We start from the raw sequence: 22764 nt of genomic DNA, 5'->3' as shown, positions 1-22764 counted from the left end.
AGAAGGAGGGACGGTTTTATGTTGGAAAAAATAGACCTGTCAAAAGAGATTGGTCAGGATACCTATAAAAAAAGAATCGGAGAGCAAAAGGAGAAACTGGGAGTCTTGCAGCGGAAATGCAAGGAGGCAGGGATTCCCGTGATGATCGTGTTTGAGGGAATGGGAGCATCCGGAAAAGGCACTCAGATCAATCACCTGATACAGGCTCTGGACCCGAGAGGGTTTGATGGGTATGCCAATGATAAATCCACCCGAGAGGAGCGTCTGCACCCGTTTTTATGGCGCTTCTGGACCAAAATCCCTGCCCAGGGAAGAATCGCCATCTTTGACAGAAGCTGGTACCGGCAGGTGACCATGGAACGGTTTGACGGGAAAATCCCTGAGACCGCCATGCCGGGAGCATTGAGGGATATCCAGTCCTTTGAACGCCAGCTGACGGATGACGGTATGGTCATAATAAAGCTGTTCCTCTACATCTCGGAGAAAGAACAGAAAAAACGGTTTCAAAAGCTGGAAAGCTCCAAAGATACCAGCTGGCGTGTGTCCAAGGATGACTGGCGCAGGAACAAAGACTACAGCCGGTTTTTAAGCATTTGTGAGGAGATGCTTGAAAAGACGGATATGGACTATGCTCCCTGGACCATCATTGAAGCCACTGACAAGAAATATGCCGCTGTAAAGATCATGACCCATGTGACGGACATTCTAGAAGAAGCTCTAAGACAACGCCAGCTTCGTGGAGAGCGTAAGGAAAAAGAAGTTTTGACCCGCTCCGTCAAGTATCAGAATGACGTTCTCTCCGGTGTGGATTTAAACAAGTCCCTCTCAAAGGAAGATTACAAAAAGAAAATCGACTTCCTGCAGGAACGTCTTGAGCACCTGCACAGCCAGGTCTATCGTTTAAAGATACCGGTGGTTCTTGGATTTGAGGGCTGGGATGCCGCCGGAAAGGGAGGAGCCATCAGACGCCTTACCAGCCATCTGGACCCGAGAGGCTATAAGGTTTACCCCACGTCCGCTCCCAATGACATAGAACGGGTCCATCATTATCTGTGGCGTTTCTGGAACCATGTGCCAAAGGCAGGCCACATCGCCATCTTTGACCGGACCTGGTATGGCCGTGTGCTGGTGGAGCGGATCGAAGGCTTTTGCAGCGAAGAGGAGTGGAAACAGGCTTACCAGGAGATCAATGAGATGGAGGAGCATATGGCCAATGCGGGAGCAGTGGTCTTGAAGTTCTGGCTTCACATTGATAAAGACGAGCAGGAACGCCGTTTCCTGGCGCGCCAGCAAAATCCTCTCAAACAGTGGAAAATAACGGAAGAAGACTGGAGAAACCGGGAAAAGTGGGACCAGTATGAAGACGCGGTCAATGAGATGCTGGTGCGCACCTCAACCACGGATGCTCCCTGGATTGTGGTGGAAGGAAACTGCAAATATTATGCCAGAGTAAAGATTTTAAAAACGGTAGTGGATGCCCTGGAAACAAAGATCAGGGAGGCAAAGAAAAATTCGTGACCGCTTGTATTTTCCTCTCTTTTCGTGTAAAGTAGAAAAGGAGTGAATGAACCAGGAGGAAACGGTATGAATACGGTTTTAGTCGTGGGCGGGGGCGCTGCAGGGATGCTGGCTGGTATAGCAGCAGCCATGAAGGGCAGTACCGTCCATATTTTTGAGAAAAATGAAAAACTTGGCAAAAAAGTTTACATTACAGGAAAGGGACGCTGCAACGTGACCAATGCCTGTGACACCGAAGAATTATTCGGTAATGTGGTGACCAATGCCAAATTTTTATATAGCAGCTTTTATGGATTTACCAATTTTGATATGATGAACCTTTTGGAAAGCCTTGGCTGTCCGTTGAAGACCGAGAGGGGCAACCGGGTATTTCCGGTGACAGACAAGTCCTCCGACGTGATCCGGGCCTTAAACCAGAGACTTCTGGAGCTGGGAGTTACCATTCACTACCGGTCTCAGGCAGAACATCTCCTCATGGAAAACGGCGCAGTAACGGGCCTTGTCATAAAGAACGGGGGAAAGAAGGAAACGGTTTTCGCAGATGCGGTGATCGTTGCCTGCGGCGGTTTTTCCTACCAGGCCACCGGCTCCACCGGAGATGGCTATGAACTGGCAAAGGAAGCAGGACATACGGTTACGCCGCTGTCTCCGGCCCTGGTTCCCTTTGTGGCAGAGGAACCGGTGGTAAAAGAACTTCAGGGATTGTCTCTGCGCAATGTGGAAGCCACGGTTTCCAGGGGAAAGAAGGTCATTTATAAAGAATTCGGAGAGATGCTTTTTACCCATTACGGTGTCAGCGGCCCTGTACTTTTGAGCGCCAGCAGCTATGCGGCAAAAGAGTTAAAAAAAGGCCCTCTGACTCTTTCCATTGATTTAAAGCCTGCTCTTTCGGCAGAGCAGCTTGATGCCAGACTTTTGCGTGAATTTGAAGAGTCCATCAACCGGCAGTTTAAAAATGCATTGAATCATTTATATCCGGCCAAGCTGGTTCCGGTCATGGTAGACCGAAGCGGTATACCGCCGGAAAAAAAGGTCAATGAGATCACAAAGGAAGAACGGCAGAAGATCATTCAGTCAACCAAAGCATTTACCCTCACGCTTACCGGGCTCCGGGCCTATAACGAGGCCATCATCACTCAGGGAGGTATTTCAGTGAAAGAGGTCAACCCCTCCACCATGGAATCAAAACTCATCTCAGGACTTTATTTCGCAGGGGAAGTGCTTGATTTGGATGCGGTGACCGGAGGGTTTAATCTGCAGATTGCCTGGTCCACCGGCTGGGCCGCAGGGAGTGCTGCCGGAGAGGAGAAAGACGAACGATGAAAAAGGTTTATAACATAGCGATCGACGGACCTGCCGGAGCAGGAAAAAGCACCATTGCCAGATCCGTTGCAGAAAGGCTTCATTTCGTATATGTTGATACAGGAGCCATGTACCGTGCCATGGCACTTTATTTTTTGAGGAATGGGATTCCTTCTTCCGATGAGGCCGCCATATCACGGGCTGCCGAAGAGGTGAATGTGACCATTGCCTACAAAAACGGAGAGCAGCAGGTGCTTTTAAACGGAGAGAATGTTTCCGGCTTGATCCGGACAGGAGAAGTCAGCGCCATGGCCTCCGCCACCTCAGTCTATCTTCCGGTGCGCAAAAAGCTGGTGGAGCTCCAGAAGAAACTGGCAGAAAAAGAAAATGTCATTATGGATGGCAGAGATATCGGAACCTGCGTCCTTCCGGATGCAGATCTTAAAATCTATCTGACCGCAAGCAGCAAGGTGCGTGCCAGAAGACGGTTTGGCCAGCTTCGTAACAGCGGAACAGAGTATACGTTAGAGGACATAGAAAAAGATATCATTGAGAGGGACAACCGGGATATGAACCGGGAAGTCTCCCCGTTAAAGCAGGCAGAAGATGCTGTTTTCGTGGATTCTTCATCCATGACAGCCAGACAAGTGGAAGAGCAGATCGTGGAATTATTCAAGCAGAAGAAAGAGAGAGGGGAGAAGTAGACATGGAAGTTGTGATTGCGAAATCAGCAGGATTCTGTTTTGGCGTGAAACGGGCCGTGGAGCAGGTCTATGAACAACTGAATCGAAACGATAAGCCCATCTATACCTATGGTCCCATTATCCACAACGAAGAAGTGGTAAAGGATTTAGAGGAAAAGGGAGTAAAGGTCATAAATACCGAAGAGGAATTAAAGCAGATCCGGGACGCTGTGGTTGTCATAAGATCCCATGGAGTAGGCAGACAGATTTATAAAATCATGGAAGAAAACGGAATCGAAATCATTGATGCCACATGTCCTTATGTGAGAAAGATCCACCGTATCGCAGAAGAACAGAATCAGGCCGGAAGACGCCTGATCATCATTGGAAATGAATCGCATCCGGAAGTACAGGGTATTAAAGGCTGGGGAAATGTCAATACTCTAGTATTGGAAACACCCGAACAAGTGGAAACCTTACCTTTGTCAGAAGGAGAAAGGCTGTGTATTGTATCACAGACGACATTTAATTACAATAAATTTCAAGATTTAGTTGAAAAAATTTCTAAAACGAGGTATGATATACTTGTTTTAAATACGATTTGCAATGCAACACAGGAAAGACAGGTGGAAGCAAAGCGGATAGCTTCAGAAGTGGATGCCATGATTGTCATTGGCGGAAAGAGCAGTTCTAATACCCAGAAGCTGTACGACATATGCCGAAGGGAATGTAAGAATACTTACTATATCCAGACACTAGGTGATTTAGATCCTGATTGTGTAAATTCTGTGCGCAGCGTAGGTATTACAGCCGGGGCTTCAACCCCGAATCATATTATCGAGGAGGTTCATACTAATGTCAGAATTAAGTTTTGAACAAATGTTAGAAGAATCATTAAAAACCATACGTACAGGAGAGATCGTCACTGGTAAAGTCATCGACGTAAAAGAAGATGAAATAGTCTTGAATATAGGTTACAAGTCTGACGGCATTATTCCGCGTAGCGAGTACACGGATGACCAGAATTTCGATCTCACAACTGTTGTTCAGGTTGGAGAAGAGATGGAAGCCAAAGTCATCAAGGTAAACGACGGCGAAGGCCAGGTTGCACTGTCTTACAAGAGACTGGCTGCAGACAGAGGCAATAAAAAACTGGAAGAAGCATTTGAAAACCACGAAGTACTTACTGCAAAAGTTGCACAGGTGCTTGACGGTGGGTTGAGTGTTGTTGTAGAGGGCGCAAGAGTCTTTATTCCTGCAAGTCTGGTATCCGATACTTACGAAAAAGATTTATCCAAATATGCAGACAAGGAAATCGATTTCATCATTACAGAATTCAATCCCAGAAGAAGAAGAATCATTGGCGACAGAAAACAGCTCATGGTTGCTAAGAGAGCAGAGCTGCAGAAGGAATTATTCAGCAGAATCAAGCCAGGAGATGTGGTAGAAGGTACGATCAAGAACGTAACGGATTTCGGTGCATTCATTGATCTTGGCGGAGCAGACGGTCTGCTTCATATCTCTGAGATGAGCTGGGGCAGAGTAGAAAGCCCGAAAAAGGCATTCAAGGCCGGAGAAAAGATTAAAGTTTTAATCAAGGACATCAATGGCGATAAGATCGCATTAAGCTTAAAGTTCCCTGAGACAAATCCCTGGAAAGATGCATCTGATAAGTATGCAGTAGGAAATGTAGTAAGCGGAAGAGTTGCACGTATGACGGATTTCGGTGCTTTCGTAGAACTGGAACCAGGTGTTGACGCACTGCTTCATGTATCCCAGATTTCCAGAGAACATGTAGAAAAGCCTTCCGATGTACTTTCTATCGGCCAGGAGATCGAAGCAAGAGTCGTTGATTTCAACGAAGATGATAAAAAAATCAGTTTAAGCATCAAAGCACTTCAGGTGCAGGAAGATATGGAAGATTCTTCTGTATATTCTGACGAAGCTTAAACATAATAAGAGATAGATCAGATAAGGAAGTGGAGCGATCCACTTCCTTTTTTGAATACCAAAATCCAGTAAGAACAGGAAAGGGAAATTATGAAAAGAAAAACCAGTTTGTGTCTGGCACTTCTGCTGATGCTGTCTTTTCTGATGTCGGGCTGCAGGAGCCAGAAGGAAGTTTTGCCGGAAGAGACCAATGCTCAGCCGGTCAATGTGCAGGGGGAGGCGAAACGGGAAGAAAAACAGACCGGAGATAAGGTGAAATTAGCAGATGATTTTTATGAATATGTAAATCAAAAGGTATTAAAAGAAAAAGAGATCCCAAAGGATTCCAATCACTGGAGCTATTTTTATGAACTGGACAAAAAGGCTTATGAGGACCTTCATGAGACCCTGACCGGGACGGTCAAAAACCGGAGTAACGCAGCACCTGGATCACTCCAGCAGAAGATTGCAGACCTGTATCTGACCGCCCTGGATACGAATGGGAGAGAAGCGGCTGGATTTGGTCAGTTAAAGCCTTATATGGACAGCATAAAAAATGCGTCCAGCCTGGATGAGTACTTACGCGCTGCAGGAACCATCTATTCGGATATCGGCTTTGGCAGCATCATTCTGCCACAGTGGTATGAAGATTTAAAGGATTCTACCCGGTACGCCCTGTACTTAGACGGAGCAGACTTGGGACCGGGAAAGGAAACCCTGGAGGATGAGTCACAGGCGGAATTGATAAAAAGTTACGAGGCATATATGGAAAGGACCCTCAAATATTCCGGCATGGGCCAGGAGGAGGCAAAAAAGGCAGCGGCAGATATTCTTGCATTTCAGAAAGATCTGGCAAAAAGCGCCCTCCCTTTAAGCAAGCAGAATGATCCTGGAGTCATTTATAATCCTTATAGCCTGGAAGAACTGAAAAAACTTTTCCCGGAGGGAACCATAGACCGTTTTATCCAGTCAGCCGGACTCTCCGGCCTTGACACATATGTGGTCAGCCAGGAAGAACAGATGAAAAAGCTGGGCAGCTATCTGACGGAGGACTCTCTGCCGCTTCTTAAAAATTACACCATATTCTGCCTGATCAATGATTTTGGGATCTATCTTACACCGGAGATCCGTGACAATTACAGAGACTGGCACAATCTTCAAAACGGGATCAAGGAAAACAAATCCGATGAGAAAATGGCCAGTGAAATGACTCAGGACATGCTGGGCTTTGAATTCGGCCAGCTCTATGTGGAGAAACAGTTTTCCCAAGAAGAGAAAAAGGCCATTGAAGAAATGGTCCGGCAGATTCTAAATGCCTATAAAAGCCAAATTCTGGCGCTGGACTGGATGGGAGAGGAAACCAAAGAAGCCGCAGTCCGGAAGCTGGACCACATGACACTGAAAATCGGATATCCCGATCAATGGCCCGATGATTATAAAAATGCTTCTGTCCGGCCGGCAGAGCAGGGAGGGAATTTTATTGATAACATCCTGTCCCTTGTGAAGGCCAGGCATGGGGTGCAAAAGGAAAAGGTACGCAGGCCCGTGGATAAAGGAGAATGGGCCATGACCCCTCAGACCGTCAATGCCTATTATAATCCTACAGGCAATGAGATCGTATTTCCGGCGGCAATACTTCAGGCTCCTTTTTATGATCCCAATGCAGCGTATGCGTCAAATCTTGGAGGAATAGGAATGGTCATCGCCCATGAAGTCAGCCATGCCTTTGATTCCTCCGGTTCCCAATATGATGAAAATGGAAACTATCACGTATGGTGGTCCGGAGAAGACCGTGCAGCATTTAAGGAGAGGGCGGACCGGGTGGCGGCTTACTACAATGCACAGGAAGGATTTGAGGGACGGAAGGTAAACGGTCTGCAGACCCTTGATGAAAATATAGCAGATCTTGGTTCCCTGGCCTGCATCACTCAGATCGCAGGAGAGGACACGGAGGCATTAAAGCTTTTGTTTCGTCAGTATGCCACCATTTGGGCCTCCAAATATACCCCGGAAGCCATGATTAAGAGACTGAACACCGATGTTCACTCTCCGGCAAAGGTGAGAGTCAATGCCGTTCTTCGTGCCACAGATGCCTTTTATAAGGCATATCCGGAGATAAAGGAAGGCGATGGCATGTATGCGGCGCCGGATAAACGGGTAAAGATCTGGTAAAAAAATAAAAAGGCCGTATCCGGAAGGCAATGTCCGGATACGGTCCTTTTGTCATTTGATATGGTTTTTCAGCGCATCAAAGCTTTCCTGACTGATGACATGTTCGATCCGGCAGGCATCTTCATCTGCGGTCTCCCTGGATACGCCCAGTTTCACCAGCCATCCAGAAAGAAGTTCATGCCGTTCATAGATCATCTCAGCGATTGCCCTTCCGGCATCGGTCAGATAGATATAGCCCTCCTTTGTAACCGTAATATGATTTCTTTCCCGAAGATTTTTCATGGCAACGCTAACGCTGGATTTTTTAAAACCAAGCTCCTCGGCCACGTCCACGGAGCGTACTACCGGGCGGGTCTTGCTCAAAATCAGTATGACTTCCAAATAGTTTTCCGATGATTCATTCGTATGCATAGATCGCGTCACCTCAATTTAAATTGATAGTTTCAGTATAGCATAAGGAAGGAACAACATCAAATGATAATTTATTGATAAAATAAATCAATAAAAATCTTGACAACTCCCTCAAGTTAGCATATACTAACCTTCAGGAAATGGAAATGATTATCAATAATATAAAAAGAAAGAAGATGACGAATGATGCCTTTGACAATGGTAAAGGCCGGTGAGCCAAATATAATCCGTAAGGTTGGAGGAAAAGAAGAAACAAGACGTTTTTTGGAAAACCTGGGGTTTGTTACCGGCGGGGTCGTGACTGTTGTGTCTGAAATCGGAGGAAACATGATTGTTAATGTGAAAGATTCCAGAGTTGCAATTGGAAAAGATATGGCCAACAAAATCATGGTAGGATAAAAAGGAGAAAAGAAGATGACGATGACATTGAAGGAAGTTCCATGCGGAAGAACCGTAAAGGTAATCAAGCTGACCGGTGAAGGCCCGGTAAAAAGAAGGATTATGGACATGGGGATCACGAAAGGAGTCGATGTTTTCGTAAGAAAAGTTGCCCCTCTTGGTGATCCTGTTGAAGTTACCGTGAGAGGTTATGAATTATCCCTCCGAAGAGCGGATGCGGAAATGATTGTTGTGGAGTAGTTTTTTTTACATAAGAGTTAGGTAAAACTAATGCCAAACAAATTAATGCTTACAGGCAGAAAGAGGTAGAGTATGTCAATTAAGATTGCATTAGCAGGTAATCCAAACTGCGGAAAGACAACGCTGTTTAATGCGCTTACGGGATCCAACCAGTTTGTGGGGAACTGGCCCGGAGTTACAGTGGAGAAAAAGGAAGGAAAGTTAAAAGGGCATAAGGATGTTATCATCATGGACCTTCCTGGTATTTATTCCCTTTCTCCGTACACACTGGAAGAAGTAGTAGCCAGAAATTATTTGATCGGAGAACGTCCGGATGCGATTTTAAATATCGTGGACGGTACCAACATTGAACGTAACTTATACTTATCCACCCAGCTTATGGAACTGGGAATCCCTGTAGTCATGGCTATCAATATGATGGACATCGTTGAGAAGAACGGAGACAAGATACATATCAGCAAGCTGAGTCAGAAGCTGGGCTGTGAGGTCGTAGAAATCTCCGCACTAAAGGGAACCGGGATTCAGCAGGCCGCTGAAAGGGCTGTTGCCGTTGCCAAGCAGAAAAAGAGCAGCATTCCCGTTCACAAATTCCAGGCGGAATTGGAAAGCGTATTAGATTCTATAGAAGAAAAGTTAGGAAATGATGTTCCTGAGGAACAGAAACGTTTCTTTGCAATCAAACTTTTGGAAAAGGACAGCAAGATCGGAAGCCAGTTAAAGCGGGTTCCTGATGTATCCGAAGAGATCCGTATGATTGAGCGGGAGTTGGATGATGATACGGAGAGTATTATTACCAATGAGCGCTATGTGTTCATCTCCTCTATCATAAATGAATGCTTTACAAGAAACAAAACCGAAAGGCTTACGGTATCGGATAAAATCGACCGTATTGTTACAAACCGTTTTCTGGCATTGCCGATCTTTGCGGCGGTTATGTTCCTTGTTTATTATGTGTCCGTTACAACGGTAGGTACCTGGGCAACAGACTGGGCCAATGAAGGTGTATTTGGCGATGGCTTCAGCTTCTTTGGCATTGATGTTCCAGGTGTTCCGGTTGTTGTTGAAGGCATTTTGACAGCTGTAGGCTGTGCAGACTGGCTCCAGGGCCTGATTCTTGACGGAATCGTGGCTGGTGTTGGTGCTGTTTTAGGTTTCGTACCTCAGATGCTGGTTCTCTTTATTTTCCTTGCTTTCCTTGAGAGCTGCGGATATATGGCAAGAGTTGCCTTTATTATGGACCGTATTTTCCGTAAGTTCGGTCTTTCCGGTAAATCCTTTATTCCGATGTTAATCGGTACCGGATGCGGCGTTCCCGGTGTTATGGCTTCCCGTACCATTGAAAATGACCGTGACCGTAAGATGACCATCATGACTACCACATTTATTCCGTGTGGAGCCAAACTTCCGATCATTGCCCTGATCTCAGGTGCATTATTCGGAGGTGCAGCATGGGTAGCTCCAAGTGCCTACTTTGTAGGTATTGCAGCAATTATCTGCTCTGGTATTATTCTGAAAAAGACCAAAAGATTTTCTGGCGATCCGGCTCCTTTCGTTATGGAGCTTCCGGCATATCATATGCCTACCGTTGGTAACATTTTAAGAAGCATGTGGGAACGTGGCTGGTCCTTTATTAAGAAAGCTGGAACGATCATTCTTTTAGCTACCATTTTTGTGTGGTTTACCTCTTACTTCGGCTGGGTAGACGGAAAATTCAGAATGTTGGATACCATGGAACTTGATCACAGTATTCTGGCAGCGATCGGCGGAACCATCAGCTGGATATTTACTCCTCTGGGCTGGGGGGACTGGAAATCTGCAGTTGCCGCAATTACGGGTCTGATTGCAAAAGAGAACGTTGTCGGAACCTTTGGAGTTCTTTACGGATTTGCAGAGGTTGCAGAAGATGGCAGCGAGATCTGGGGAACTCTTGCAGGAAGCATGACAACCATTGCTGCTTATTCCTTCCTGGTATTTAATCTTCTTTGCGCTCCATGTTTTGCAGCTATGGGTGCAATCAAAAGAGAAATGAATAATATGAGCTGGTTCTGGTTTGCAATTGGTTATCAGACACTTCTTGCCTATGTGGTAGCACTTTGTGTTTACCAGATTGGTATGCTGATCACAACTGGAACATTCGGAATCTTTACAGCAGTAGCCTTTGTTCTGATTGCAGGATTCATTTACCTGTTGGTAAGACCAGCGAAGGATACTAAGAGATCAAAAGCAAATTTCAAAAGTGTAGCAGGCGCAAAATAAGCGGCAGTACACGTTAATATGAGCCTGCATGATATGTGCAGGCTCGAAATATAAGGAGGTTCTCTATGGGAACAATGGTTGTGTTATTGGTTGTCGTCGGCGCGGTGGCGTTGATTGTTAAGAGTATGATTCGTGACAAGAAAAACGGAAAATCCATTCAATGCGGTGTGTCATGCAAAGATTGCGGAGGACATTGCAGTCACTAAAGACTGCATCCGGAAGGTGAATGGTTAAAATCCCTTATTACAGTAAATGGAGGTGCCCAAATGGAAGACCGCAATATTATCAGTGAAAAAAGAAAAGTGACTGATTCCAGAAGCTATCACAGATCAAAAATGCAGAAAGAGCTTATCATTGAAAAGCTGAAGGAAAAAGGATGCAGAATAACAAAACAGCGCCTCACGCTGCTGGATATTATTCTGGAACATGAATGCTCCAGTTGTAAGGAGATATATTATAAAGCATCGAAGGTTGACGAGAGCATCGGTGCCGCAACCGTTTACCGGATGGTAAATGTCCTGGAAGAAATCGGAGCAATCAGCCGCAAGAACATGTACAAGATCGCTTACTCAGAAACCTGTTCCATGGAGGATGCATGTACCGTGGTACTGGATGATGAGACCACATATCACTTGTCTGCAAAAAACTGGAATTCGGTGGTGAGGGCAGGACTTTCTGCGTGCGGCTATTTGAATGACCAGAAGATCACATCCATATCGGTAAAACCATGTGAGTGTGAGCAGGCCGGCTGCTATTAATCTTGTTGATCTGAAGTTAGCTAATACTAACCAAAGAAATGAGCATGTAAAATATGAATACAGGAACAGGATTTGAGTTATGCAGGGATGGGATTGATTACCATGAAATCATCGAGTGCATTGTAAGTGCACTCGATGCAAAAGACCCTTATACGGCAGGGCATTCTCAAAGGGTCAGCGATATGGCGCTGACCCTTTCTGCGCGGTTGGGACTTCCCCAGGACGAGGTGGAGAAGATCCACATTGCGGCTCATCTTCATGACATCGGTAAGATCGGTGTTCCCGACGCGGTCCTTAATAAGCCGGACAGACTTTCCAGAGAAGAATGGAATGCCATGAAAAAACACCCCAGGATAGGTGCCGATATTTTAAGCAAATCCAGGCATTTGAATGAACTAAAAGATATTGTTTTATATCACCATGAGCGATACGACGGCAAAGGGTATCCGGAGGGCCTAAAGGGAAAGGAAATCCCTATGGGAGCCAGAATCATTGCCATCTGCGATTCCATTGATGCCATGACCTCTGACCGGGGGTACCGGACTGCCTATTCCTTGGAATACTGCTATAAAGAGATCAAAGACAATCTGGGACTGATGTATGACCCGGAGATCGGAGCTTTGGCACTGCTGCATTGGTCTGAGGTAACGGCTGCTGCACGAAAATGAGAAAAATTATCACATGAAACAATTATCTTTGACTAACCGAAAACACACCTGCTATGATGATGTAATAATAGGAAATAATTGGTAATTCAAAGGAGGATACAAAAGATGTTGGATATTTCTAAAATTAAAAATATGGGGATTTTTATTGGAGGAATCCTGTTTGGAACTGCCGGTATTAAGCTTCTTGCCAGCAAGGATGCAAAAAAAGTTTATACCAACTGTACCGCAGCCGCTCTTCGGGCAAAGGATTGTGTGATGAAGACTGCAACAACCATTCAGGAGAATGCGGAAGATATTCTTGCAGAAGCAAAGCAGATCAATGAAGAACGTGAATTAAAGGAAGCTGCCGCCGTGGAAGAAGCTGAAGGTGCACAAGCATAAAGGTTAAAACCGCCAGACTACAAAAGAATATGACAGAGCGGGGCCGGTGGTTTTTGGCCCCGTTTTCTGTACGGAGGTGCAGACGTGAAGTTTATCATAAAACATGAAATACCAGGACGGCTAAGAATCCATTTGGTGCAGAGACGGATGACTTACCGGGAAGCGGATACACTGCTTTATTATCTGCATGGAATAAAAACAATAACATCCGTGAAGGTCCGGGAGCGGACAGCGGATGCAGTTATTACTTATACCGGCAGACGGGAAGAGGTCATAAAGGCGCTGAAGCAGTTTGATTATCAAAGGGTGGAAGTGCCGCCGGCGGTTCTGGAACATTCCGGACGGGAGCTGAATGCATTTTATCAGGAAAAGCTGGTCTTAAAGGTACTTTTCAGAGCAGCGGGAAAGCTGTTAGTTCCCGCTTCCATACGGCCTTTTGCCATTGGCATAAAATCCATAAAATACATCATAAGAGGACTGAAATGCCTTTTGCTCCGAAAGATGGAAGTGGCGGTTTTAGATGCCATAGCCATTGGCGTTTCTCTCATAAGAGGGGAAGCGGAGACCGCCGGTTCTGTCATGTTCCTGCTTGGGATCGGGGAACTGTTAGAAGAATGGACCCATAAAAAATCGGTAGGGGATCTGGCCAGAAGCATGTCCCTGCATGTGGACAGGGTATGGCTTGTAAGCGGCGCCCAGGAGGTGCTTGTAGATGCTTCCTCCGTCAGACAGAACGATAAAGTCGTGGTCCATATGGGGAATGTCATTCCATTTGACGGCACTGTGGCTTCGGGTGAGGCAATGGTCAACCAGGCTTCCCTTACGGGAGAATCCCTTCCGGTGAAAAAAGAAGCCGGAGGCTATGTATATGCCGGAACGGTGGTGGAAGAAGGCGAGCTTGTCATCACAGTCCGGGAGGTGTCCGGTTCCACCCGGTTTGAAAAGATCGTTACCATGATAGAAGAGTCAGAAAAACTGAAGTCTTCCCTGGAAAGCAAGGCAGGACATCTGGCAGACCGGCTGGTGCCCTATACTCTTTTAGGGACCGGCCTGACCTGGCTGCTCACCAGAAATGTATCCAGAGCCATCTCTGTTCTTATGGTGGACTTTTCCTGTGCCTTAAAGCTTGCCATGCCTATCTCTGTGCTTTCTGCCATTCGCGAGGCCAGCATGTATCACATGACCGTAAAAGGAGGAAAATACCTGGAGGCAGTGGCCGATGCCGCTGTGGTGGTTTTTGATAAGACCGGTACTCTGACAAAGGCAAGACCTACGGTAAAGGAAGTGGTGACGTTTGGCAGGGAAAGCAAGGAAGAGATGCTTCGGATCGCAGCCTGTCTGGAGGAACATTTTCCCCATTCCATGGCAAAGGCTGTGGTGAAAGCAGCCAGGGATATGGGCTTGGAGCATGAAGAAATGCATTCTAAAGTGGATTATATTGTAGCCCATGGCATTGCCTCCTATATTGAGGGCAGGAAGGTGGTCATTGGCAGCTATCATTTTGTATTTGAAGATGAGGCCTGTACGGTGGATGAAGCTTACCGGGAGACCTTTGACCGGCTTCCCTCAGACTGCAGCCATCTATACCTTGCCATGGACCAGAAGCTGGCAGCCGTGATTTGTGTGGAGGACCCTCTCCGGGAAGAGGCAGGAGCGGTAATCAATTCCTTAAAGAAAGCAGGAATCCGCAAGGTGGTCATGATGACCGGAGACAGTGAGCGGACGGCCAGGGCGGTAGCAGCCAGAGTCGGCGTGGATGAGTATTACTCAGAAGTCCTGCCGGAGCAGAAGGCCCGTTTTATCGAGCAGGAAAAAGCGGCAGGCAATGTGGTCATCATGGTGGGAGACGGGATCAATGATTCTCCGGCCCTTTCTGCCGCAGATGTGGGCATCGCCATCAGCGACGGAGCGGAGATCGCAAGAGAGATAGCGGATATCACCCTTGCAGCAGACAATCTCTTTGAAATCGTCACCTTAAAGCTGTTGAGTGACAGCCTGATGAAACGAATTCACAGCAATTACCGGAATATCGTTGGCATCAACACCAGCCTCATCCTTTTGGGCGCGGCAGGGATCATAGCACCCACGACTTCTGCCCTTCTCCACAATCTGTCCACGATTGGGATCAGCCTGGGAGGAATGCAGAATCTGTTAGAGGAGTGATTGGTGCAGGAATGATTGGTGCCGCTTGACTTTCCCGGCGGTTGGATGTATACTTGCAATGAAAATAAAAAGGGGTGCTGGAGAAAGTCCGGCTGAGATGGAACAGAATTGTTCCGAACCCTGTAACCTGATCTGGATAATGCCAGCGTAGGAGACTTTAAGGCACAGCCTGTAGACCCGCCCGGATATCCGGACGGGTTTTCTGTATTTATAAAAAAGGAGAGAAAATATATGAATGCAAGCGTAGCGATCCAGTCACTTCCGGAAGCAAAAAATGATGAGGAATTAATCCGTATTGTAGATCAGGTGATTGATTATATCAAAAGCACCGGACTTAATTATTATGTAGGACCTTTTGAAACAGCCATAGAAGGCGATTACGACGAACTGATGGATGTGGTAAAGGAATGTCAGCATATTGCCATCCGTGCCGGTGCTCCGTCTGTGGCCGCTTATATCAAAGTTACTTACCGGCCGGAAGGAGAGGTTTTAACGATTGAAAAGAAAGTCACGAAGCATCACCAATAACCTGTGGTCCTGTTCTGCGGTTTTGGGGCTTCTTTTTCTGTGGCAGGGGATCTCTTACTTCGGGCTGGTGGATTCTTACCTGCTGCCATCGCCCCTAAGTGTGGGAAATGCGTTTCTAACCGAATTTCCGGCACTTATGGAGCATGCAAAGATAACACTGACAGAGGCATTTGCCGGACTTTTTCTGGGTGTGGCCACCGGTTTTGTCATTGCCGTGGTGATGGACCATTTTGCTGGACTTTACCGGGCGTTTTACCCCCTGATCGTGTTGACACAGACCGTACCCACGGTAGCTCTGGCTCCGCTTTTGGTGTTATGGTTCGGCTATGAGATGACTCCAAAGGTCATCCTGATTGTATTGACCACATTTTTCCCGGTCACCATAGGGCTTTTAAACGGCTTTCAATCCGCAGATCCGGATGCGGTAAATCTTTTAAGGTCTATGGGAGCCGGAACCTTCAGCATTTTCCGTTACATCAAGCTTCCCGGAGCCATGGGGCAGTTTTTTTCCAGTCTCCGGATCTCCGCCTCCTATGCGGTGGTGGGGGCAGTCATTTCGGAATGGCTGGGAGGCTTTGGCGGGCTGGGCGTATATATGACCCGGGTGAAGAAGGCATTTGCCTTTGATAAGATGTTTGCAGTTATTTTTCTTATATCTGTCATCAGTCTCCTGCTTATGAAAGGCGTGGACATGCTGGCGAAAAAATGCATGCCTTGGGAGGACCGTTGACAGACAGTTTCAGACTATGGAGGAAAGCATGAAAAAAACAGGCTTGGCAATTCTTATTGCAGCGGCTTTTGCCGCATCACTGACCGGCTGCCAGAAGCAGGAAAAGCAGGCAGCCAATGGAGAAACAGGGTCTTTGAAAAAGGTTACTTTTGTCCTTGACTGGACGCCCAACACCAATCATACCGGCCTTTATGTGGCACAGGAAAAGGGATATTTTAAAGATGCAGGACTGTCCGTTGAGATCGTTCAGCCGCCGGAGGATGGCGCAGAGGTGCTGGTCGCTTCAGGAAAAGCGGACTTTGGCATGTCCTTCCAGGATACCATGGCACCTGCACTGGTGGGAGATGACGCTCTTCCCATCACAGCAGTGGCTGCGGTGATTCAGCACAACACCTCGGGAATCATATCCCGGAAAGGGGAAGGCATGGCATCCCCCAAGGGGCTGGAAGGAAAGAAATATGCCACCTGGGACAATCCGGTGGAAAAAGCTATGATCAAAGATGTAATGGAGTCCGACGGAGGCGATTTTTCCAAGGTCGAGATGATTCCAAGTACAGTGACCGATGAAGTTTCTGCCTTAAAAACAAAATCTGTGGACGCGATCTGGATCTTTTATGCCTGGGCTGGCATAAAGATGGATCTGGAAGGCTTGGATACCGACTATTTTGCCTTTAAGGATATAAACCCTGTATTTGATTACTATACCCCTGTCATTATTGCGGGCAATGATTTTTTGGAAAGGGATCCTGAGACTGCAAGGGCCTTTCTGGGTGCTTTGAGCAAGGGCTATGAAGATGCGGTAAAGAATCCGGAAGAAGCGGCAGAAATTTTACTTAAAGCTGCCCCGGAGCTTGATGAAAAACTTGTAATGAAAAGCCAGAAATATCTGGCCGATCAATATCAGGCAGACGTGGATGTCTGGGGATATATTGACCCGGAACGTTGGAACCGGTTCTATAACTGGCTCAATGAAAAGGGGCTGTCAAAAGCTGAGATTCCGGAAAATACCGGTTTTTCAAACGATTATCTGCCCCAGTAAAAGATGAGGAGGAGCCAATGGTACAATTAAAGGCGGAAGGCATAAAAAAATCCTTTGACGGAAGAACTGTTCTGGAAGGAGTTTCTCTGGAACTTCGGAAAGGGGAACTGGTTTCGCTTCTCGGTGCCAGCGGCGGAGGAAAGACCACGCTGTTCCAGATCCTTGCAGGTCTTAGCCTGCCCGATGAGGGGCATGTGTATATGGAGGGGCAAGAAGTAACCGGAAAGCCGGGAAAGGTCAGCTATATGCTTCAGAAGGATTTACTCCTTCCTTACCGTACCGTGATAGATAATGTTGCCCTTCCTCTGCTGCTTTCAGGAGTGAAAAAGGCAGAAGCCAGAAAAAAGGCTGCCGGATATTTTCCGATGTTTGGCTTAGAGGGGACGGAGAAGAAATATCCTTCCCAGCTGTCCGGCGGTATGCGGCAGAGAGCGGCCCTTTTGAGGACTTATTTATCTTCAAAGCCAATTGCTCTTCTTGATGAACCATTTTCCGCTCTCGATATGCTGACCAAGCATACCCTGCATGAGTGGTATTTAAGGGTGATGGAAGAAATCAAGCTTTCCACTCTGTTTATCACCCATGACATCGACGAGGCTATTTTACTTTCTGACCGGATATGCATTCTCACCGGGTCTCCGGGGAAAATTACCAGGGAGATCCTTATAGAAGAACCAAAACCAAGAAGCAAAGACTTTCCCGTTTCAGAAGAATTTCTGGAATATAAGAAGGAGATTTTAAAACATTTGGAACAGCGGTAATTACAGGCGGGCTTTTTTACAGGCTCGCTTTTTTGCGGTTTTTCTTAAAATAAAATATGGGAAACTGGTATCTGTCAGGAAATTTAGGCGATTTTTATGCTTGTTATTCCGCAGAAATCATGTTACCCTAGGAGGTATGGAAGTGATTTCCATAAAAAAGAGAAAAGGATTTGAACGGAATGAACACGAAACGAAATCATGCAGGTACGATAGGAAGAATCATGTTACTGGCAGCGTTATTTATGCTGGCAGGAGTGACGATTGCACTGGCAGATGATGCTTCAAAATTTGTGCCCGGAACCAAGATCAACGGTGTCCTTGTGGGCGGCATGACCATCGAAGAAGCAAAAGTACAGATAGAGGGTTTTTATGGCAGGGAATACAACCTTACCGTCAAAGGAAAAGGGAACAAAACGGAAGTAATCAAAGGGACGGATATCGGATATCAGGTGCTGGTCACAGACGGATTAAAGAAGGTTCTGGAAGATCAGAACGCCTCCGGACGTGTGGCAGGGCCTGCAGAGGATAACAGTCATGCTTTAAAAAGCACCGTATCCTTTGATGAGCAGAAGTTAAAAGAAAAACTCAATGGATTATCCTTTGTAAGCGGACAAAGTGTTGTAGCCACAGTCAATGCCAGAGTTTCAGACTGGAAGCAGGGAGAGCCGTTTACCATCATTCCGGAAGTGCAGGGAAACAGTGTCAATGCAGGAAAGCTGGAAGCGGTTGTAAAAAGTGCTTTGAATCAGGAACTGAAAGAAGTGGACTTAGAAGAGTCCGGCTGCTATGACAGCATCACAGTCACAAAAGAGGATGAAGGCTTAAAGGCCCAATGTGATGCACTTAACCGGGTGAGAGAGATGGAGATCACCTATGCCTTTGGCAGCAAGTCAGAAGTGCTGAAGGGGGAGGAGATATCTTCCTGGATCACCGGCCTGACCGACGGGGTCATTCAGGTGAGCACAGAGAAAGCGGCAGCCTATGTGAAATCTCTTGCGGATAAGTACGATACAGTAGGAAGAGGAAGGAATTTCCATACCACAAGCGGCAGGGACCTGACTCTTTCCGGTGCTTACGGCTGGCAGATCAATCAGCCTGCGGAGATCGGGGAATTGATTGCGGTCATACGTACCGGCCAGAGCCAGACCAGGGAACCCAATTATGTAAAGAGAGCGGCTGACCGCAACGTTGACTGGGGCGGAACCTATGTGGAAGCAGATATGGCAGCCCAGCATGTCTATATGTATAAGGATGGCGTTTTAGTATGGGAGGCACCCTGTGTGACCGGCAACGTATCAAAGAACCATACCACACCGGAGGGAATCTACACCCTGGCTTACAAACAGACAGACCGTATCCTTCGTGGAGCCAAGCAGGCCGACGGGACCTATGAGTATGAAAGCCATGTGGATTACTGGATGCCTTTTAACGGCGGAATCGGTTTCCACGATGCCAACTGGAGAAGCAGGTTCGGCGGTACGATCTACAAGAACAACGGAAGCCATGGCTGTGTCAACCTTCCCCCTAAGAAGGCAAGGGATTTATACAGCCTTGTGTATGCAGGAATCCCTGTCATCTGCCATTACTAGAGTAAGAAACCATGGGAATTCCTTTGAACCGCAAAACAATTCGAGGAAAAGGCAGGGATCAACAGAAATTGGATGGAACCGAACGCAGAAAAAAAATCCTGGAGATCTTAAATCAGGAGAAAGGGCCTGTTTCAGGGACAGAGCTGGCAAAAAGAGTTGGAGTGAGCAGACAGGTTGTGGTTCAGGATGTGGCACTTATGAGGGCGGAACAGGAAGAGATCCTCTCAACCAACAAAGGCTATATCCTTCGCCGTGAGACCTCTAAGGAGGGGGCTGACTGCGTCAGGGTTTTCTGTGCCAACCATACGACGGAGGATACATTAAGCGAGCTGCAGACCATCGTGGATTATGGCGGCAGGCTTCTGGACGTATTCATTGAGCATGAGGTTTATGGACAGATCCATGTGGATTTAATTATCAATAACCGGTTGGATGCAGAGGAATTCATGGAAGCTCTGAAGCATTCCGGGGATCAGCCGCTTAAAATTCTGACCAATGGCTGTCACTATCATACGGTTGCGGCAGATTCCCTGAAACATTTAGACAGAATTGAGCTGGAATTAAAAAAGAAGGGATACCTTGCGGACTCATAGCATATACAGACTTCTGCAAAAGAGAGCTGTAATGACAAAGGAAATCCGTCTGGATCCTGACAGGATACCCCCATATAGGGCGATGAAACAATAAGCCCTGTATGGAGGTGTTTTTTTGTCCGCTGCATCCTTATTCTTCTTGGGAACAAAAGACAATCACTTTATCCGGTGTGGTGATTGCCGGAATGCTGCGGGTGGTAAACATATATAAAACGAACAGGTAATGATTTCCCGGCATGTAAAAAAACGTCTGACCGTTAGGAAGCAGGAGTTCTGAAAAATCCGAATCCGGAATATTAAGCTTCAGGGTTTCCTCTGTATTTAAAAGGTTTTCGTCAAAATAATCAAACATAGCCAAGTATCCGTCGTCATTTTCTGCAAGTATGATGGGGGAGTACTGAGGAGGATAGATGAGAGGAACGGGGACTTGCGTATCATAAATGGCAATAATGGGCTCTCCTTTTTCAAACGTATGCTGGTCTAAAACATAAGTATCGGGATGGACCACAAATTTTACCTCTCCAAGGTTTTGGCTCATAACAGAAATAAGCAGGGAGCAGCTGTGGGAGAGGGCAGAAGTTTCTAACGGATTAACGGAAGTGACCGTTCCGTAGACAGAAGAAAAACGTGTCATGAAGGTGTCCTTTGGAACATTCTTATTTTCAGTTTATGAGAGAAAAAGGTCTGTTGTGATCCCCCATAAAATCTATTTATGAAAAATCGTAATAAAAAAGTTAAGAAATGTACCGGAAAACTTTAGACATATTTCGCGGTTTTCAGTTATAATTAATTCTGAAAGTAAAGGCTAGTAAAGAGGTAGGAAATAAATGGAAAAACAAAATCAGCGCAGCAGAAAGAAAAGGTCCTTTGGATTAAAGGAATGGGCAGCCATCGGTGGCGCAGCTGTTGCAGCGGCAGGGTTAATTTCTGCTTTGGCATATATCCAGATGAGCAGAGCATACGAGAAGGTGTTTTTCCCTAATACCACCATTAATGAGATGGATGTGTCCAAAAAGTCCGTTGAGGAAGTGAAGAATATGATCGCTTCAAGCATTGGCGGTTATAAGCTTACCATTCAGGAACGGGGAGGAGACACGGAAGAATTAAAGGGCAGTGACATCGGTCTGGAATCGGAATTTGACGGAACTCTTGAGAAATTGCTGGCAGAGCAGAAGCCTCTTTCTTGGGGAAAGCACTTGAAGAAGCATCAGTCTTTTGAACTTGGTACTATGATCCGGTACCACGAGGATAAATTTAATAAAGCCGTCTCTGCCTTATCCTGCATGACGGAGGAACCGGAAGAAAAGGTGCGGGATGCAGCCGTATCGGAATATGTTTCCGGGCAGGGATATCACATTATACCGGCAGCAGAAGGAAAACAAGTAGATCCGGAAAAGATAAAGGCTGTGATTTCTGATGCGGTCATGAATCTAAAACCCGAGATTTCCCTTGATGAAGCAGGTGTCTATATATCCCCTAAGGTTCGGACCGATGACCCGAAGCTGGTGGAAAAGGTCCAGACCATGAACAGATATGTCAATACGACCATTACATATAAATTTGGAAATGAAAAAAAGGTTTTAAATGGAGATACCATATCCAAGTGGATCAAAACCGATGAAAGTGGCAAGGTCTATCTGGACAGCAAATCCGTCCTTGCATTTGTAAAAAAACTGGCAGATCAGTACGATACGGCGTATAAAGCGAAGAACTTAAAGACCTCCTATGGGCAGAACGTCAGGATAACAGGAGGAAACTATGGGTGGAGGATAAACCAGAGCTCTGAGGCGAATGAGCTGGCAGAACTGATAAGGACCGGGAACAGTCAGTCAAGAGAGCCGGTTTATAAACAAAAGGCTGCCAGCCACGGCAGCCAAGACTACGGAAACACTTATGTGGAGATCAATTTAACGGCCCAGCATCTGTATTTCTATAAAGATGGGAAACTGGTTGTGGAATCAGATTTTGTATCAGGCAATGAATCCAAAGGCTGGTCAACCCCGGCAGGAGCCTATTCCCTTACCTATAAGGAAAGGAACGCCACACTTAAGGGAGAAAATTACAGAACTCCGGTTTCATACTGGATGCCATTTAACGGGAACATCGGCCTTCATGATGCCAAATGGAGAAGCAGCTTCGGAGGTTCCATCTTTAAGACCAGCGGTTCTCATGGCTGCATCAATCTACCTCCCGCAGTTGCTAAGACAATTTTTGAAAATATAAGTGCAGGAATCCCGGTTCTCTGTTACCACCTGCCGGGAACCGAATCAAAGACCACTTCGGGCGCGGCAGGAAAGCCTGAGGAGACAACGGCTCCCACCACTGCGGCACCAACGACAGCTGCACCCACAACGACTGCCGCACCACCGGCCTCTGAGCCAACGACAGCGGCACCAACCACAGCACCTGTCCCGACCACAGCGGTTTCAACCAGGGAGAATGAAAAGGAGCCTTCTACGACTGCTGCATCCTGGGAACAGGAAGCCGGACCTGGTGTACAAAATGGTGCCGGAAAGAAGAAAAACGGCCCTGGGATGTAACGATGCCTTGGCAGAATAGAGAATAAAAATAGGAAAGCCATAGGGCTGCTGCATCAGAAGATCTGAAAACGCTGATGCAGCAGCCTTAAATTTATAGAGAGTTG

Annotated in this window: 23 protein-coding genes and 1 riboswitch; of the genes, 21 read left to right on the top strand and 2 right to left on the bottom strand. The window is 46.6% G+C overall.

Annotated features, from left to right (window positions below):
- Positions 1–18: 18 nt before the first annotated feature.
- The 6 genes from pap (at position 19) to VIG27_RS12800 (ending at position 7604) form a co-directional block, all read left to right on the top strand.
- Positions 19–1518: a polyphosphate:AMP phosphotransferase gene (gene pap, locus VIG27_RS12825; RefSeq protein WP_394522911.1), complete on the top strand. Its 1500-nt coding sequence runs from the start codon at positions 19–21 to the stop codon at positions 1516–1518.
- 66 nt (positions 1519–1584) lie between these two features.
- Positions 1585–2841, top strand: coding sequence for an NAD(P)/FAD-dependent oxidoreductase (locus VIG27_RS12820; RefSeq protein WP_394522910.1), 1257 nt, complete (start codon positions 1585–1587; stop codon positions 2839–2841).
- A complete protein-coding gene (cmk, locus tag VIG27_RS12815; protein ID WP_394522909.1) occupies positions 2838–3524 on the top strand; it encodes a (d)CMP kinase in 687 nt (228 codons plus the stop codon). The genes VIG27_RS12820 and cmk overlap by 4 nt, the downstream gene beginning before the upstream one ends.
- 2 nt (positions 3525–3526) lie before the next feature.
- Positions 3527–4378, top strand: coding sequence for a 4-hydroxy-3-methylbut-2-enyl diphosphate reductase (ispH, locus tag VIG27_RS12810; protein WP_394522908.1), 852 nt, complete (start codon positions 3527–3529; stop codon positions 4376–4378).
- Entirely contained in the window at positions 4359–5453 is a 1095-nt protein-coding gene (gene rpsA / locus VIG27_RS12805; RefSeq protein ID WP_394522907.1) for a 30S ribosomal protein S1, read from the top strand. Before ispH ends, rpsA begins: the two co-directional genes overlap by 20 nt.
- Positions 5454–5543: 90 nt before the next feature.
- Positions 5544–7604, top strand: a complete 2061-nt coding sequence (locus VIG27_RS12800) for a M13 family metallopeptidase (RefSeq protein ID WP_394522906.1) — start codon at positions 5544–5546, stop codon at positions 7602–7604.
- Positions 7605–7655: 51 nt separating this feature from the next.
- On the opposite strand, the gene VIG27_RS12795 is transcribed toward VIG27_RS12800, so the two are convergent.
- Entirely contained in the window at positions 7656–8015 is a 360-nt protein-coding gene (locus VIG27_RS12795) for a metal-dependent transcriptional regulator (protein WP_394522905.1), read from the bottom strand.
- Between the two features lie 183 nt (positions 8016–8198).
- Here VIG27_RS12795 and VIG27_RS12790 point away from each other — a divergent pair, with 183 nt between their 5' ends.
- From VIG27_RS12790 to VIG27_RS12725, 14 genes are all read left to right on the top strand, one after another.
- On the top strand, positions 8199–8414 hold the full coding sequence (locus VIG27_RS12790; RefSeq protein WP_394522904.1) for a FeoA family protein: 216 nt from the start codon (positions 8199–8201) through the stop codon (positions 8412–8414).
- 21 nt (positions 8415–8435) lie between these two features.
- On the top strand, positions 8436–8654 hold the full coding sequence (locus VIG27_RS12785; protein WP_394527578.1) for a FeoA family protein: 219 nt from the start codon (positions 8436–8438) through the stop codon (positions 8652–8654).
- 72 nt (positions 8655–8726) lie between these two features.
- Positions 8727–10910 carry a ferrous iron transport protein B gene (gene feoB / locus VIG27_RS12780; RefSeq protein ID WP_394522903.1) on the top strand — a complete coding sequence of 728 codons (2184 nt, stop codon included), beginning with the start codon at positions 8727–8729 and terminating at the stop codon, positions 10908–10910.
- Positions 10911–10975: 65 nt separating this feature from the next.
- Positions 10976–11116, top strand: coding sequence for a FeoB-associated Cys-rich membrane protein (locus VIG27_RS12775; protein WP_394522902.1), 141 nt, complete (start codon positions 10976–10978; stop codon positions 11114–11116).
- A 60-nt stretch (positions 11117–11176) separates the two neighbouring features.
- Positions 11177–11668: a transcriptional repressor gene (locus tag VIG27_RS12770; RefSeq protein ID WP_394522901.1), complete on the top strand. Its 492-nt coding sequence runs from the start codon at positions 11177–11179 to the stop codon at positions 11666–11668.
- A 53-nt stretch (positions 11669–11721) separates the two neighbouring features.
- Positions 11722–12336 carry an HD-GYP domain-containing protein gene (locus VIG27_RS12765; RefSeq protein WP_394522900.1) on the top strand — a complete coding sequence of 205 codons (615 nt, stop codon included), beginning with the start codon at positions 11722–11724 and terminating at the stop codon, positions 12334–12336.
- A gap of 105 nt (positions 12337–12441) precedes the next feature.
- Positions 12442–12717: a DUF6110 family protein gene (locus VIG27_RS12760; RefSeq protein WP_394522899.1), complete on the top strand. Its 276-nt coding sequence runs from the start codon at positions 12442–12444 to the stop codon at positions 12715–12717.
- 84 nt (positions 12718–12801) lie between these two features.
- Complete coding sequence (locus VIG27_RS12755) at positions 12802–14880, top strand: heavy metal translocating P-type ATPase (RefSeq protein WP_394522898.1); 2079 nt, start codon at positions 12802–12804, stop codon at positions 14878–14880.
- Positions 14881–14940: 60 nt separating this feature from the next.
- Positions 14941–15052: riboswitch (TPP riboswitch) on the top strand.
- A 59-nt stretch (positions 15053–15111) separates the two neighbouring features.
- Positions 15112–15408: a thiamine-binding protein gene (locus VIG27_RS12750; protein ID WP_394522897.1), complete on the top strand. Its 297-nt coding sequence runs from the start codon at positions 15112–15114 to the stop codon at positions 15406–15408.
- Positions 15377–16138, top strand: coding sequence for an ABC transporter permease (locus tag VIG27_RS12745; RefSeq protein WP_394522896.1), 762 nt, complete (start codon positions 15377–15379; stop codon positions 16136–16138). Before VIG27_RS12750 ends, VIG27_RS12745 begins: the two co-directional genes overlap by 32 nt.
- Before the next feature lie 28 nt (positions 16139–16166).
- Positions 16167–17177 carry an ABC transporter substrate-binding protein gene (locus tag VIG27_RS12740; RefSeq protein WP_394522895.1) on the top strand — a complete coding sequence of 337 codons (1011 nt, stop codon included), beginning with the start codon at positions 16167–16169 and terminating at the stop codon, positions 17175–17177.
- A gap of 17 nt (positions 17178–17194) precedes the next feature.
- Positions 17195–17938: an ABC transporter ATP-binding protein gene (locus VIG27_RS12735; protein ID WP_394522894.1), complete on the top strand. Its 744-nt coding sequence runs from the start codon at positions 17195–17197 to the stop codon at positions 17936–17938.
- Between the two features lie 179 nt (positions 17939–18117).
- Positions 18118–19527, top strand: coding sequence for a L,D-transpeptidase family protein (locus tag VIG27_RS12730; RefSeq protein ID WP_394522893.1), 1410 nt, complete (start codon positions 18118–18120; stop codon positions 19525–19527).
- Between the two features lie 23 nt (positions 19528–19550).
- Entirely contained in the window at positions 19551–20120 is a 570-nt protein-coding gene (locus tag VIG27_RS12725) for a transcription repressor NadR (RefSeq protein ID WP_394522892.1), read from the top strand.
- A gap of 130 nt (positions 20121–20250) precedes the next feature.
- Here VIG27_RS12725 and VIG27_RS12720 read toward each other — a convergent pair whose 3' ends face one another.
- Positions 20251–20754: a hypothetical protein gene (locus tag VIG27_RS12720; protein ID WP_394522891.1), complete on the bottom strand. Its 504-nt coding sequence runs from the start codon at positions 20752–20754 to the stop codon at positions 20251–20253.
- 193 nt (positions 20755–20947) lie between these two features.
- Here VIG27_RS12720 and VIG27_RS12715 point away from each other — a divergent pair, with 193 nt between their 5' ends.
- Positions 20948–22660 (top strand): L,D-transpeptidase family protein, encoded by a 1713-nt coding sequence (locus tag VIG27_RS12715; RefSeq protein ID WP_394522890.1) that lies wholly within the window; start codon positions 20948–20950, stop codon positions 22658–22660.
- The last annotated feature ends 104 nt before the right edge of the window (positions 22661–22764 follow it).

This window comes from Lacrimispora sinapis, from assembly GCF_043633585.1.
GTDB classification, from domain to species: domain Bacteria; phylum Bacillota; class Clostridia; order Lachnospirales; family Lachnospiraceae; genus Lacrimispora; species Lacrimispora sinapis.
Note: the sequence above shows the minus strand (reverse complement) of the source record. Positions and strands in the feature narration are given on the sequence as shown.